This is a genomic window from Acinetobacter sp. AG3, from assembly GCF_022343575.1.
Classification (GTDB): domain Bacteria; phylum Pseudomonadota; class Gammaproteobacteria; order Pseudomonadales; family Moraxellaceae; genus Acinetobacter; species Acinetobacter guillouiae.
In genome coordinates, this window is sequence record NZ_JAKQZD010000001.1 from 1,733,919 (window position 1) to 1,748,993 (window position 15,075).

The following is a 15,075-nucleotide window of genomic DNA, read 5'->3' on the forward strand; positions in this document are numbered from 1 at the left end:
TGTAAAACTGCCTAAAACTAGAAGTAAAATTTTGCTATAATTTCCTGTCATTCTTTTATCTCTCATTTATCACTATGCATTATCCTAAAGTTTACGATGTCATTGTTATCGGTGGCGGTCACGCAGGTACGGAAGCGGCACTGGCTGCGGCGCGTATGGGTCGACAGACTCTGCTTTTGACTCATAACATTGAGACTTTAGGGCAGATGAGCTGTAACCCAGCCATTGGTGGTATTGGTAAATCTCACCTTGTTCGCGAAATTGACGCCTTAGGTGGTGCAATGGCATTGGCTGCAGACAAGGGCGGTATTCAATTTCGTATTTTGAACTCGCGTAAAGGCGCAGCTGTACGTGCAACTCGTGCACAAGCTGACCGTATCCGTTATAAAGCCGCGATTCGTCATACACTTGAAAATCAAGCCAATTTAGATATTTTTCAACAATCTGCAGATGACTTAATTGTTGAAGGCGATACGGTTAAAGGTGTAGTGACCCAAATGGGTATTCGCTTTGATGCGAAAACTGTGGTGTTAACCACAGGTACATTCTTAGGTGGCGTGATTCACGTTGGTCTAAATAATTCGTCAGGTGGGCGAGCTGGCGATCCACCATCAATTTCGTTAGCGGCTCGTTTACGTGAATTAAATCTACCAGTAGGCCGTTTAAAAACTGGTACACCACCACGTATTGATGCGCGTTCTGTCGATTTTTCTGTGATGATTCCACAACCGGGTGATTTCCCATCACCAACTATGTCATTTATGGGGGATGCTTCGATGCATCCTGAGCAAGTAAATTGCTATATCACGCATACCAATGCGCGTACTCATGAGATTATTCGTGGTGGTTTAGACCGTTCGCCGATGTATACTGGGGTGATTGAAGGTGTAGGTCCACGTTATTGCCCATCGATTGAAGATAAAATTCATAAATTTGCCGATAAAGATTCGCATCAAGTATTCCTTGAGCCAGAAGGGCTGGATACACACGAACTTTATCCAAATGGTATTTCAACATCTTTACCATTTGATGTGCAGTTTGAGTTGGTACGCTCTATCCGTGGTATGGAGAATGCACACATTCTTCGCCCAGGTTATGCAATTGAATATGATTATTTCAATCCGCAGTCTTTGAAATTCTCACTTGAAACCAAATCGATTAATAACTTGTATTTTGCAGGTCAAATTAACGGTACAACAGGTTATGAAGAAGCTGGTGCACAAGGTTTATTGGCGGGCTTAAATGCTGCACGTCGTGCGTGGGATCAAGAGCAATGGACGCCTAAACGTGATGAAGCGTATATGGGCGTTTTGGTCGACGATTTGATTACCTTAGGTACCAAAGAACCATACCGTATGTTTACCTCTCGTGCGGAATATCGTTTGATGCTTCGTGAAGATAATGCTGATCAACGTTTAACAGCAATTGGCCGTGAAATGGGCTTGGTTGATGATGAGCGTTGGGCTTCTTATTGTGAAAAAATGGAAGCAGTCGAAAAAGAAACAGGTCGTTTACAACACCTTTGGGCTGCACCGAACAATCCAATGGGTAAAAAATTCGTTGAATTGACAGGCGCTGATCTTTCTAAAGAATGTTCTGCAATCGATTTACTTAAACGCCCAAATATCAACTTTGCACAAATTGCTGAATTAACTGGTTCTGAAGTATCTGCATTTGTTGGTGAGCAGATTGAAATTGCTGTGAAATACGAAGGTTATATCAATCGTCAGCAAGAAGATGTTGCGCAAATGAAGCGTTTGGAAGACACCAAAATTCCTGCTGATTTTGATTATGATATCGTTTCAGGACTTTCTCGTGAAATCACCATGAAACTGAAAAATGTATTACCTGAAACATTGGCACAAGCCAGCCGTATCCCGGGTGTAACACCTGCTGCTGTTCAATTGGTGATGATTACAATTCGTAAAAATAACCAAGCGAGAAAATCAGCTTAAGATGTTGAATTGTAAGAAACCCGCTATATGCGGGTTTTTTATTGTCTATGACAAAGGGGAATTTTCATTGAAAATATATTGTCATTATGACAATATAAAAAGTAAATAGATTTTAGAGTAAAACATGACAAAACAAGATCAATTAAAAGGTGCAATCTATGGTTTGTTGGTAGGTGATGCTGTAGGGGTATCTTATGAATTTCTCTTAGCTGAGCAGTTACCAGCCTATGACCAAATTGAAATGCTCCCACCGAATAATTTTGCAAAGACCTATCCTCATATTCCAGTAGGGACATGGTCAGATGATGGCGCACAAGCTTTATGCCTTTTGGATTCATTACTTTATAAAAATAAAATGGATACAGAAGATTTTATGAAACGCATATGTAACTGGTATCAATGTGGTTATATGGCTGTGGATTTTCAAGTATTTGATGTTGGAGTACAAACTGCTGAAGCCATAAGAAACTATCTGTCTGGTGTGCCATTATTACAGGTTGCAAATAATGATGTACTTGCAAATGGCAATGGTTCATTGATGCGGGTATTGCCTTTAGCAATTTGGCATCAAGGTTCAGATATACAATTGATTGAAGATGCTTATGCGCAATCACATGTCACACATGCGCATTTACGTTCTAAAGTTTGTTGTGCTTTATATTGTTTATGGGCAAGGTCTATTTTAAATGGTTTGGATATTGACGCTGCTTGGTCTGATGCAGTGACAAAATTACGTGCTTATTTAAAAGATAAGCCAGACGATCTAGAACAACTAGAATATTACATTCGACCTGATGAATTGGAAAAGGGAACAGGCAGTGGTTATGTGGTTGATTGTTTAAAATCGGCTAGATATGCGTTACAACAAACAACATATCAAGATGTCATTAAAACAGCCATTGCATTTGGTCGAGATACAGATACAACGGCTTGTGTCGCAGGAGGAATCGCTGGATTATATTTTGGTTTTGATTCAATTCCAGAGTCATGGTTAGCGCAGCTCAGAGCTAAAGATTTAGTTGAACCCTTATTGGCCAAACTACTCTCCAATGTGCCAGCTTAAAGGTAAATATTTATGTAAATCAAAGGAAAATCTTAATGATGACCTTTTGATTTTATAAATTCTACAGGCCAACTTGGCCATCTAAGTAATCATCTTTTAATACGCCATCTAGTTTTACTTTACTAAAGTTAAATGTAAACGTTTTTGGATTAAATTGGATGTTTTTTAAAGAGTCTGCTTTTACTTTGGGTGATGGAACAATATTTGAATAAATATTAAAGTGTGATTCAGTAGCCTGATTATCAATGGTTTTTATATATAAGTTATCAAATGGGCTCAAAGAGCTTGACCAAAACTCAATGATATTATGATTTGTAAAAGAGATTTTAAAATGTTTTCCATTAAAGTTAGTTGAGCTGTTATTTAGGGTGTTATATAGCACAATATTATTTTTTATATCAGTTTTTTCAATATTTTGAATTTTTATAGGTGGTTTGGATAAGGTACCTGAAATTTTTCCATTGAGTTTAATTTCTATTTTCTCTGAAGTATCTTCATTATATAACAACGTGTTGTTGAATGTAGCATAACTACTTCCTGAATTTGGATCGATTGACATTGTTATATTCTTACAACCAGTTCTATAAGAATAACAGATATATTCAATAGGATTCGTTATGGAGGTAACATCCATTAATCGAGTAATTTCAGGTTCTTTAGTGAGATCTTGTTTATCAAAAAGTACGCCAACTATATAGCTGTGGTTTTCATTCAATTGATTTTTTGCATTGAATTGAAATTCATAATAATTGTAACTTAGTTCATAAGCGCCTACTTCATTCAGATTTGGAGCTTCAAAGCTTTGCATTACTCTATATAATGGCTTCGTTTGGTCTTGAGTTTCAACATTTGCTTGTAATGAAGTAATTTGATTATCTTTAGTAATGAGTAACTGGCTTTCAACTTTATTTGGCGGGAGTTGCTCAGACGGTGAATTGTTATTATTGGAATCATTTCCACCACCACAACCTGTTAAGTACAAACTTGTTATTGATAATATAAGCATTTTTTTAATCATTGAATATTTCTCATTGGTTACTTTTGATTTTTAATCAAGTGTAGTGTGTTTAACAGATTTAATAAACAGATCCAATCTAACTTTATAAAAATAACTCCTAAACAGAATTGATGAAAAACAAAGCAGTTTTAATTATTTTTCAGTTTGCAAAATCATGGTTATAGTCAATTTACATTCAAACGAGAGGTGAACATCATGACAATGAAATCGATCCGCTACAATAGTGCTGAACTCGCGTGCTGTAACATGTGATGTTTAACATACTCCAATAAATCCCATGTCTTGTGGACATGTAAAAATGTGACATGGGTTTTATATCAGCACAAAAACAATAAAATTTAAAAATAACAATCAAAACAATAAATCAAAGAGCCGAAAGGCTCTTTTTATTTTGATTATATTGGCTTGGGCGAAGTTGCTAGATTATTCAATTTCATGTACCGCATTAAACACTTCAACAGGCTCAATTCGGACAATCTTTTTACCAAAACTTCTTAACCACCATACCAATTGTGAGGTAAATGGAACCACAGCACTGACTTGATACAACTCTTCATTCAGTTGTTCAACTTTTTGTTCTTTACTGAGGTGGCTTTCCGTGAAGTATTGTGCATCATCTTCGTGCATGACTAATTTTAATTCAACATTTTCGGTCGGTCGAGAAAAGTCGACTCTAAAGCCCAGCGCACCAGAATCGATATATTCATCAATATCGAATTTGACAGGGTGTAAAGCACGTAAATCTAAAACAGTTGCAGATTTAAAACGATGTAATGCAAAGGTCTGAACTTCTGTCTTGTCATGACGCGTACAAATCAAATAAATAATTGCACCTTTTTGAACCAAACCTAAAGGATTTAGAGTATAGGTTTTTTCTTCACCCTGATAACCGCGTGCACGATAGACACATTCAATTTGTTTATCTTGTAGTAGTCCTTCATAAATGGCTTGCTGTGCATGTCTTTCCACCAGAGGTGGGATTACTGGTTGGCTAGCAGGCACAATTCGAACACGGTTAATCCATTGTCGAACATTGTTCTGCGTAGAAAGGCTTCGCCGTGCCAAATCGAACCAAGGGTTCATTTCATCAATTAAACTTGGTGGAAGCAGGTGTTTTAAATGTTCTTCAACCATCATAAACGTGACTGCTTGCGAGCTGGTCATATGCGGCAGACTTTGAATCGGTGCATCTGAACGCCAACGCCAGCCTTGTGGTACGGTTTTGTTACTCTCGATCGGAAAGCGTTGAGCAATCTGATTTAGATCACGCTGAATCGTACGTAGACTGATTTCGATCCCTTCACGTTCTAAAACTTCTTGTAATTCACGTGTGCCCATCCACTTCCCTGTAGAGAGTCGGGACAGGATTTGCCATTGGCGATAGAGGCTATTGGAAGTTTCTTTTTCTTGTGCAGACATGGTTTGGTATCAATGGAATCGTGAATGTTTAAGGGAAATAAATCAGCTACACAATAGAAAATTAAAACTGATTCTGCAAGTTATATCCTGTGACTAGTCGCTTAGGTGTTGAAAATATTAGCTAAAAAATTTTGAAACAAGTTCGATCAAAACTCACATTGAGTGCAATAGCAAACAATGAATTAATAAAACTGAGCCAGAAAGATTTAATTGTACAAGTGAAGAATACAGGATATGGCGATTTAATAATATTTTGGCATTGATATTGCATTATTAAAGAAGCCATTAGAGAAGATAAAAAGAGGTTTGTATGCTAAAAGAAACCATAGATACAAATTCAAGCAATGAGAATTATGCAGATCGCTTCGCTTTGCCAATTGCTGAGGCAGAAGAAAAAACTGAAACGACGAATCAACAACAGATAGGAAATATCCAACAGGCCATCAATCTAAATATCGATGCACAACAAGCCTCACATCATTTACTTAAACAAATGAATTCGGTTTTTTTTAATGAAATGACGGATGATCAGGTTCTTTCGCCCGAAACTGCTGAAAAAATCGAAGATTGGTTATCTCAACACAGCATTTACCAACTTGAAAAACTCAATGAAACAGCCAAAGCGCATTTTTTATATCAAGGAATTACTTTTGCAGTTTATGGTGAAAAATCGGGAATTGACCGCACCATACCATTTGATTTAATCCCACGTGTGATTGCCAAGCAACAGTGGAACAAGGTTGCAGCAGGCTGTACACAACGTATTCAAGCCTTAAACCTATTTTTAGCGGATATCTATAATCAACAAAATATTTTAAAAGAAGGTTTAATCCCAGCAGTACAAGTGCTTTCTCATGAAGCTTATCAACCAGTGATGATGAATCATCGCTTGAATGGAAATATTTACAGTCAAATCAGTGGAATTGATATTGTTCGGGACTGCAAAGGTGAGTTTTTTGTCTTAGAAGATAATCTACGTACGCCTTCAGGTGTGTCCTATATGCTTGAAAGTCGTAAGATGAGTCAAAAACTTATGCCTGAATTATGCAATCAACACGTTGCCAATATTGAGTTGTATCCACAATTGTTGCGTGATGTTTTGGCTGAAAATTCAAAAGTAGATTGCCCCACAATCGTGGTTTTAACACCAGGACGTTATAACAGCGCCTATTATGAACATTCATTTTTAGCAAGGGAAATGGGTGTGCCATTGGTGACATCACGTGATCTTTTTGTTGAAAACGACAAGGTTTATGTGAAAACTATCCGTGGGCGTCAACAGGTTGATGTAGTTTATAGGCGTTTGGATGATGGTTTTTTAGACCCATTAAGCTTTAGACCTGATAGCACTTTAGGTGTTGCAGGGCTAATGTCTGCTTATTTAAGTGGAAATGTGGTGATTGCTAATGCACCTGGTACAGGCGTTGCAGATGATAAGTCGATTTATCCCTATGTGGATCAAATGATTGCTTATTATTTAAATGAAAAACCAATTTTGTCCAATGTACCGACGTATCAATGCCGTGAAGCTGAAGCTTTGGATTATGTTTTGGCAAATCTGGATCAATTGGTGGTAAAAGAGGCTCAAGGTTCAGGTGGTTATGGGATGCTCATCGGTCCTAAAGCAACTGAACAAGAAATTGACCTATTTAAAATGAAGTTAATGGCTTCACCCTCTGCGTATATCGCTCAACCCACCTTAAATTTATCTGTTGCACCAACACTAACTTCCCAAGGAATTGCTGAACGTCATATTGATTTACGACCATTTATTCTCAGCTCACCAGAACGCATAGAAATTGTTCCAGGTGGCTTGACTCGTGTTGCGATGCAACAAGGTTCACTGGTGGTCAACTCATCACAAGGTGGTGGAATTAAGGATACATGGGTAATTGATGAATATTCAATTTAGCCCCACCTTCAAATAATCCCAGCCAAAGGAGAGCAAACATGATTTTACTCAGTACCAATGCACAGAATATTTTTTGGTTAGGACGCTATTTAACCCGTATTCAATATTTGTGTAGCCAATTTCCATTTAAAACCAATGAATTGGCTTTAGACTATGCACATGCTTTTTGTTTACCCGCATTTGATGCAAGTTCTTTAAATGAATTGATTTTAGACAATGAGCAACCTGCATCATTTCATCAGCATTTTTTATGTGCCAAAAATAATATTCATGATTTACGTGGGGTGATTTCAGCACAGTCCTTTGCCGAATTAAATCAGTTATTACAACAGGCAGAGCAAAATGCTGGTTTTATTTGTGATGTTTGTGAAGAATGTAATGATGTTTTAGAGGCAGAGGATGATGAATTATTGTTTCTATTTTTTAGCTTAGGGCAAAAAATGGAACAATTTGATCGTCAATTACGTCTGAATCAAGATAAATCAGTGACTTTGACACAATTGAATCATTTGATTGATCGTTTAGATCAACATGGTATGTGTAGTTTGCCTGAAGTTTGGGAAGAACTAAAAAACCAACCAGACCGTATGAATTATTATCATTTTAGTGACCATATTGACTCATTATTTGAATTGGATCGCTTATGAAACTGATGATTAATCACCAAACGCATTACCAATATTCTGAATGGGCAAAAAATAGTATTCAGTATATCAAGATGACACCACAGTCTAATTTGCATCAACAGGTGACGGGTTGGCATGTCAGTGTTCCCGGTGAAAAACACATTAAAAAAGATGCTTTTGATAATGTTTGGTTGACCAGTTCGCAAATTGAGCCTTATCAACAAATGTCCATTATGGCGCAGGGGATTGTCGATATTAATGTAGACAATCAATTTGGTATCGAAGATCAGGTATCGCCTGTGGTTTTTTTACAGCCAACCACTGCAACCTTGTGCAATACAGAAATGATTGCTTTTGCTGAACAGTATATAACGCATAAGCGTTGGGCGAATTTCCAAAAATTAGCAGAAGCTTTATTGCAACATATGCCTTATATCAGCGCAAGTACCACAGTAACGCATACCGCAATGGAATCTTTTTCAGCACGACAAGGGGTATGTCAAGATCATAGCCATGTCTTGATTGCGATGGCCAAAGCATTGGGTGTACCAGCTCGCTATGTTTCTGGTTACTTATATGTAAATAATCAATCGCATTTGGCGAGTCATGCTTGGACAGAGGTATTTTTAGACGGTAAATGGCATGTTATTGATGTCAGTAATCAATTATTCCGCCCAGAATCACATGTCTATGTGGCGATTGGACGCGACTATTGGGATGTTGCACCCGTTCGTGGAGTAAGAGAGCAAGGTGGCACTGAAACCATGTATTCTATTGTTCAAGTGCTTGCATGTTAATGATGGCAATGGTAAATAGTGTGAATAATTGCAGAATGTGATTAATCTCAAATTTAGTTGTATAGGTAGTTTCATGACGTATTGCTGTGCTTTAAGACTCAAACAAGGTTTAGTATTTATTAGTGATACTCGAACCAATGCTGGAGTCGATCACATTTCTGTATATCGAAAACTTTATACGTTTGGGGTAAAAGGCGAACGCTTTATTTGTATTCAAACTTCTGGCAACCTTGCAACGACACAAGCGGTGATTGGACATTTAGAAAATCATTTGGCACTTAAGCAAGAACCCAATTTGTATAGCGTGAATACGATGTTCGAGGTCGCAGGATTGGTTGGGCAAACCCTACGCAAAGTCATTGCAGATGTCACTGAAGATACTCAAGAGCAAAGTAACTATTATTGTAGTTTATTGGTTGGTGGCCAGATCAGTGGAGAGGAAATGCAGCTTTATAATATTTATCCGCAAGGTAATTTTATTTCTGCAACCAGTGATACACCTTATTTTCAAATTGGTGAAAGTAAATATGGTAAACCAATTTTAGATCGTGCCTTAAGTTATGATATGCCTTTAGATGAAGCGTTACGTTGTAGTTTAATTTCATTTGATTCGACTTTACGTTCAAATGTATCTGTTGGTATGCCATTAGATGCGATGATTTATCTTAAAGACAGCCTAGAGGTACCAAAAGGCAAGCGAATTAACGACAGTGATCCTTATTTTCAACACATCAGCAAACAATGGTCTGAAACTTTAAAGAAAGGTTTGCAAGATTTACCTAAACCGACCAATGATTATTTTGAATAGTACTCTATGTGCTTTTAAAGCGAGTTTAATCTCGCTTTTTTTATATTAAAAATTATAAAGAGGTCGCATAAATTCAATTCTATGTTTCTTTTATTCTAAAATTTATATCGAGACAATTGACTAGGTGGATCATGATTTACTTTGTGTTTTTAATAATAGACTTCTTTCATAAGTTCTTTTTAAAACCATAAATCAACATAAAAGCCCCCTCATCCTAGCCTTCTCCCTCTGGGCATAGGTATCTACACAATTAAATCTATTTAAGTTAAATTGGAGAGCATGCTCTCCAATTTAACATTCCACACTTAGATAACCGATTAGTTAAACGCTACGGAAGTCTTGTAAAACTTAATATGAATCCACTTGCTTCATTAGCCCCAGCGCTTAAAGATATTGCCTCTACCCAAAAGACTAGCTTTGCTACAACCCAAGCAGTTAGATGTGGTCCCACATGTTTGAACAACTAAAAGCTTATTTATAAGTGATACTCTGCTCTAGTTAAGCTACCTTATTTTGTTGTGGTAGCTGGTCATAGTAAAACTCATCTGGAGTCATTTTGTCCAGACTCGAATGAGGTCGTTTCAAATTATAAAATTCAAAATATGCGTTTAATTGCTTCTTCGCATCCAAAACATTGCTGTAGGCTTTGAGATACACCTCTTCATATTTAACGCTCCGCCATAATCGTTCAACCATCACATTATCAACCCATCGACCTTTACCATCCATACTGATTTGAATGCCATTTGATTTCAATACATCAATAAATGCATCACTGGTAAACTGACTGCCTTGGTCTGTATTAAATATTTCAGGTCGACCATATTTTTCAATAGCTTCATTTAATGTTTCTATGCAAAATGTAACCTCCATACTAATCGATACTCTATGCGCAAGTACCTTGCGGCTATGCCAATCAATCACAGCACATAAATAAACAAAGCCTTTTGCCATAGGGATATACGTTATATCCGTAGACCACACTTGATTACTGCGCTGAATAGCCAATCCTTTGAGCAGATATGGATATTTGCGGTGAGCTTGATTAGCCTGGCTTAAATTTGGTTTGCAATATAACGCATTAATGCCCATTTTCTTCATTAAAGTACGTGTATGACGTCGTCCTATATGATGTCCTTGACGATTCAACAAATCACGCATCATACGGCTACCTGCAAAAGGGTATTGCATATGTAACTCATCCATACACCGCATCAGCTTCAGATCTGATGCACTCACAGGTTTTGGGCGATAGTAATAACAACCACGGGAGACTTTCAGCAGCTGAGCTTGCTTAGATACTGAAATCTGAAGTGAGTCATCGATTAACTTTTGTGGTTGAAGCGGCCCAGTTTCTTCAACACACCTTCTAAAAAATCAATTTCTAATGCCTGCTCACCGATTTTTGCATGTAGTTTTTTTAGATCGATGGGTGGTTCTGTTGGAGCTTTTGATTGATCGAAAGCTTGCGAGGAAGCTGAAATCAGTTGATTTTTCCAGTCGATAATTTGGTTTTGATGAACATCAAATTCAGCACTCAATTCAGCAAGTGTTTTTTCTGCTTTAATCGCAGCAAGTGCTACCTTAGCTTTAAAATCATTTGAATGATTTCTTCTTGGTCTACGTGCCATAAAATACTCCATATATTGATGTTTATAACATCATTTGGGGAGCAAAATATCACTTATAAGTGTTGTTCAAATTTCCTGATCCACCTCTGTTTGGCGTTTCTTAAATAACGAAAACGTTTCATTTCAACAACTCAATCAGCCTATTCAAAAACTTGCGCTTGAACAAATCGCTCTATCGAACCATCACTATGCCTTAGTTGCTCATGATTGGTCTCAACTACAATATTTCAAACATAACAACAAGTTAAATAGATTCAAAAGAACACATGCAAGTGACAAAGGCTATGAATTACAAAGCAGTTTATTAATTGATGCGGAAACGGGTTTACCCATTGCACCATTAGATCAAACTTTATGTGATGCTACTGGACGTTATTCAACATTTACTGATGGGCATAAAATAAAAGAAACCCATTTAAATGCACTATGTGAACAAATCGAACATATTGAGTCTTTACCAATAGAAAAGAAACTCGTACATATTATTGATCGTGAAGGAGATTCAATTGCTCATCTTAGATTATTGAATCAACAAGAACATTTATTTCTTATTCGAGGTAAAGAAGGAAATCGTGTTGAATATCAAGGAGAAGATGTTAAGTTAAGGGAAGTGTCAGACCAAATACCAACTACACAAACCCATACAATTCAATATAAAGGGAATTGCGAACAACTCTATGTTGGTGAAACTCAAATCAGTATTACGCGTAATGCAAGACCAATGCAAAAAGACGAAACGGGAAAAAGAGTTCCACCACAAAAGGGAAAGTCATTAACCGTTCGACTGATTGTAGTTGAAGTTAAAAATAAGCAAGGAAAATCACTTTCTCGTTGGAGCTTATTAAGTAATGTATCATCAGAAATTCCAAGTATAGAATTGGCAACTTGGTATTACTGGCGTTGGAAAATAGAAAACTATTTTAAGTTGTTAAAACAGGCGGGCCATGACATTGAGTCATGGCTACAAACAACTCCGCAAGCGATATTAAGACGACTCTTAATTGCAAGTATGGCATGTGTATTAACTTGGCGAATACAGCGAGAAAATGATGAGAAAAATTCAAGAGTTAGAGTCTTTCTAACACGTCTATCAGGAAGGCAACAAAAAAGAGGAACAAGGGAAAGTGCTCCTGCAATTTTGGCTGGTCTGTCAATATTACTGAATACACTACAATTATTATCTGAACATTCGGTTGATGACCTTAAGCTGATTGCTGAAATTGCATTAGAGTCTCTACAAAAAGATGTGTAGATACCAATGCCCATAGGGAGAAGGAACTTTCAATACCAATTTGATTCACTCCACACGATCATTTTTTGATTTATGAGTGATTTTTAATGAATATATATTAAATCACTGTTTTAAATTAAAAAAATTAAAGAGCATGGTTATTATGTATGTGCTGTAAAGCAATCCGAATAAAAAATGATAAACAATTAAATAATAAAATGTTAAGACTTGTATGATCGCAAATAATTGTTTATAAATAATGAAAGTTAAAAATAGAAGAATTACATGACTTTTCAATTATGCTATGCAAGTAAAACAACTTCACCCCATCATCAAATACTCAATGATTTAAGAGATATTTTAGGTGAAGCGAGAGATTTTAATATACTTCATCAAGTTCAAGGCGTTCTGTATTTTGCAGATGAGCATTTTTTTCAATGCCTAGAAGGTGAGGAAGTGATTATCTTACATGTATTGGAAAAATTGCATAAAGATCCAAGACATCATCAGATCAAGCTGTTTAGAGCAGGCCATGTTGAGCAAGGGCATTTTTCACAGTGGTCTATGAAATACGTGAGACGAAATGGCAAAATTCAACAATACTTCGAGAGTAAGGGTTATAACCATTTTCGCCCATTAAGTTTAGATGAACAGGATATCCCGACATTACTTAAACTACTCTATGAGATTGAACAGCCAGAAGAATTTGTCTGAAATCTGAAAACTCTTAAAAAATCCAAGCGATGGCTTGGATTTTCATCTTGAATCGAGAACGCGTGTTTAAAGTTTTTTACGGATAGGGCGAGCACTCATACGGCAGAGTAACTCATAACCGATCGTACCATTGGCAGCAGCCACATCATCAACCAAACGATCTTTGCCCCACAGTTCAACGACTGTACCTAGCGGTGCATCTAAGCCAGTGACATCAATTGCAATCATATCCATTGCGACACGACCAATGATCGCTGTCATTTGACCATTGATGCTGACATAGTTTTGTTGAGGAAAAGCACGCGGATAACCATCCCCATAGCCTATTGAAACAATGGCGATATCCATTTTATTTTTGGAGACAAATGTAGAGCCATAGCCTACAGATTCACCTGCTTGAATATGATTGAGTGCGATGATTTCAGCGGTAAAGCTCATGACAGGTTTGATGTCTAGTTCAGCAACGCTTCGATCTGCAAAGGGAGACGCGCCGTAAAGCATGATACCTGGACGTACAAAATCAAAATTCAGTTCAGGCCATTTAAAAATAGCAGCAGAATTGCAGCATGAAGCTAAGATCGGTTCACAAGCAGCTTTTACCTGTAAGAATTGATCTTTCTGTTGTTCATTTAACGGGTGATGATCCGCATCCGCATTGGCAAAATGCATGATCAGCACACAGGTAAAGCCTTCTGCTTTGAGTGATTGAATCACTTCAATAATTTCAGCCACCTTAAAACCCAATCGATTCATACCGCTATTGAGTTTTACCCAGACTTTTAAACCTTTGTCGATATATTGTTTTTTATGTGCACGTAACCAAGCCAATTGTGGCTGATGATGTACAACGATTTCAAGGTTGTTTTCAAGAACACTAATCATTTCATCAGCGCTGAAAATACCTTCGATGAGAGTAATCGGTTGTTGATAGCCTAATGCTCGAATCTCTAAGGCTTCAGCAAGGCAGGCGACACCAAAGGCATCAGTCGCATTTAAGGCGGCTAAACAGTCCTTGACGCCATGTCCATATGCATTGGCTTTAACCATACTGACAATTTTAGCGCTTGGTGCAAGTTGTTTGACTCGGTTTAAATTATATTGCAGTGCTTCACTGTCAATATAAACTGTTGCTTGACGCACCCTAGTTACTCCTGAGGAATGGCAAAGATTGAATAATGCTAAATCGCATAAATAGAGATAAAAGCCTAACTTTAAAAAAAGTGCAGCTTTAAAACGCTAAATATTGTAGTCCTATCAGCTTTAAATAAACATAAACATTTGTGTTTTTAATGGTTTATTGATTTTGTATCGATAAAATTTTTGCTAAGCGCTTTGCACATAATTTGTAAAGATATTGCACTTTATTTTTTAAATAAAATCGTACATTTTATATTTAAATTTAAGGATTTATTTCGGAGGGTGTATGGGAACATGGTCACATGAACCATTTGGAAATGATACTGCAAGTGATTGGGCCTATGAGTTTGAAGAGCAAGATGGGCATGTTGTCATTGAACAAGCTTTTGATGAAATGATTGATATGGCAACCGAAGAGTTTATCGATGCAGATATTGGCTGTATTGCGCATGCTGCGGCAGATGTTTTAGCTAAATCATTTGGTGAAGGGATTGAAGAAAATGAATATTATCCTGAACCTGTAGAAAAATGGCTAGAACAGAATAAAAACAATGTCAATTATGCGCTTATTCCCAAAGCATTGACTGCATTATTATTATTGACCAGTGAAAACTCTGAATTGGATGAGCTTTGGCAAGATTCAGATGATTATGATGAATGGACTAAGAATATTGAAACATTGAGAGAGACTTTAAGTTCCAAGATTTGAAGGTTAAAATCTCATCTCAACAGCAGTGTTAAATGATGCTAACTTTATTGATCAG

The 15,075-nt window shown here is 37.0% G+C and carries 12 protein-coding genes and 1 pseudogene; 9 read left to right on the top strand and 4 right to left on the bottom strand.

All coding sequences use genetic code 11. From position 1 onward, the window contains the following. The first annotated feature begins 74 nt into the window (after window positions 1–74). Window positions 75–1,955 carry a tRNA uridine-5-carboxymethylaminomethyl(34) synthesis enzyme MnmG gene (gene mnmG / locus L3V46_RS07970; RefSeq protein WP_004719311.1) on the top strand — a complete coding sequence of 627 codons (1,881 nt, stop codon included), beginning with the start codon at window positions 75–77 and terminating at the stop codon, window positions 1,953–1,955. 124 nt (window positions 1,956–2,079) lie between these two features. After that, on the top strand, window positions 2,080–3,018 hold the full coding sequence (locus L3V46_RS07975) for an ADP-ribosylglycohydrolase family protein (RefSeq protein WP_239045389.1): 939 nt from the start codon (window positions 2,080–2,082) through the stop codon (window positions 3,016–3,018). A 61-nt stretch (window positions 3,019–3,079) separates the two neighbouring features. Here the strand turns inward: L3V46_RS07975 and L3V46_RS07980 are convergent, their stop codons facing one another. Together L3V46_RS07980 and L3V46_RS07985 are read right to left on the bottom strand one after the other, a co-directional pair. Further along, window positions 3,080–4,036, bottom strand: coding sequence for a hypothetical protein (locus tag L3V46_RS07980; protein WP_239045390.1), 957 nt, complete (start codon window positions 4,034–4,036; stop codon window positions 3,080–3,082). A 423-nt stretch (window positions 4,037–4,459) separates the two neighbouring features. Then, on the bottom strand, window positions 4,460–5,455 hold the full coding sequence (locus L3V46_RS07985; protein ID WP_239045391.1) for a WYL domain-containing protein: 996 nt from the start codon (window positions 5,453–5,455) through the stop codon (window positions 4,460–4,462). A 310-nt stretch (window positions 5,456–5,765) separates the two neighbouring features. On the opposite strand from L3V46_RS07985, the gene L3V46_RS07990 reads away from it, so the two are divergent. The 4 genes from L3V46_RS07990 to L3V46_RS08005 all read left to right on the top strand — a co-directional run bounded on the left by L3V46_RS07990 (window position 5,766) and on the right by L3V46_RS08005 (window position 9,598). Further along, entirely contained in the window at window positions 5,766–7,367 is a 1,602-nt protein-coding gene (locus tag L3V46_RS07990; RefSeq protein WP_239045392.1) for a circularly permuted type 2 ATP-grasp protein, read from the top strand. Between the two features lie 38 nt (window positions 7,368–7,405). Then, window positions 7,406–8,014: an alpha-E domain-containing protein gene (locus L3V46_RS07995; protein WP_004822456.1), complete on the top strand. Its 609-nt coding sequence runs from the start codon at window positions 7,406–7,408 to the stop codon at window positions 8,012–8,014. Then, a complete protein-coding gene (locus L3V46_RS08000; protein ID WP_004822455.1) occupies window positions 8,011–8,790 on the top strand; it encodes a transglutaminase family protein in 780 nt (259 codons plus the stop codon). Before L3V46_RS07995 ends, L3V46_RS08000 begins: the two co-directional genes overlap by 4 nt. A 73-nt stretch (window positions 8,791–8,863) precedes the next feature. Then, window positions 8,864–9,598 (top strand): proteasome-type protease, encoded by a 735-nt coding sequence (locus L3V46_RS08005; RefSeq protein ID WP_004822453.1) that lies wholly within the window; start codon window positions 8,864–8,866, stop codon window positions 9,596–9,598. Between the two features lie 498 nt (window positions 9,599–10,096). On the opposite strand, the gene L3V46_RS08010 is transcribed toward L3V46_RS08005, so the two are convergent. After that, window positions 10,097–11,229 (bottom strand): IS3 family transposase gene (locus L3V46_RS08010; protein ID WP_223235881.1). Its coding sequence is split into 2 segments (ribosomal slippage): window positions 10,097–10,977 and window positions 10,977–11,229, totalling 1,134 coding nucleotides; the frame shifts between segments, so codons are not numbered across the junction. 34 nt (window positions 11,230–11,263) lie between these two features. On the opposite strand from L3V46_RS08010, the pseudogene L3V46_RS08015 reads away from it, so the two are divergent. Both L3V46_RS08015 and L3V46_RS08020 read left to right on the top strand, forming a co-directional pair. Beyond that, window positions 11,264–12,481: pseudogene (locus L3V46_RS08015) on the top strand (transposase). Between the two features lie 264 nt (window positions 12,482–12,745). Beyond that, window positions 12,746–13,174 carry a BLUF domain-containing protein gene (locus tag L3V46_RS08020; protein ID WP_166782271.1) on the top strand — a complete coding sequence of 143 codons (429 nt, stop codon included), beginning with the start codon at window positions 12,746–12,748 and terminating at the stop codon, window positions 13,172–13,174. A gap of 66 nt (window positions 13,175–13,240) precedes the next feature. Here L3V46_RS08020 and alr read toward each other — a convergent pair whose 3' ends face one another. After that, window positions 13,241–14,314, bottom strand: coding sequence for an alanine racemase (gene alr, locus L3V46_RS08025; RefSeq protein WP_239045393.1), 1,074 nt, complete (start codon window positions 14,312–14,314; stop codon window positions 13,241–13,243). A gap of 283 nt (window positions 14,315–14,597) precedes the next feature. On the opposite strand from alr, the gene L3V46_RS08030 reads away from it, so the two are divergent. After that, window positions 14,598–15,020, top strand: a complete 423-nt coding sequence (locus L3V46_RS08030; protein ID WP_004719330.1) for a DUF4259 domain-containing protein — start codon at window positions 14,598–14,600, stop codon at window positions 15,018–15,020. Window positions 15,021–15,075: the final 55 nt, after the last annotated feature.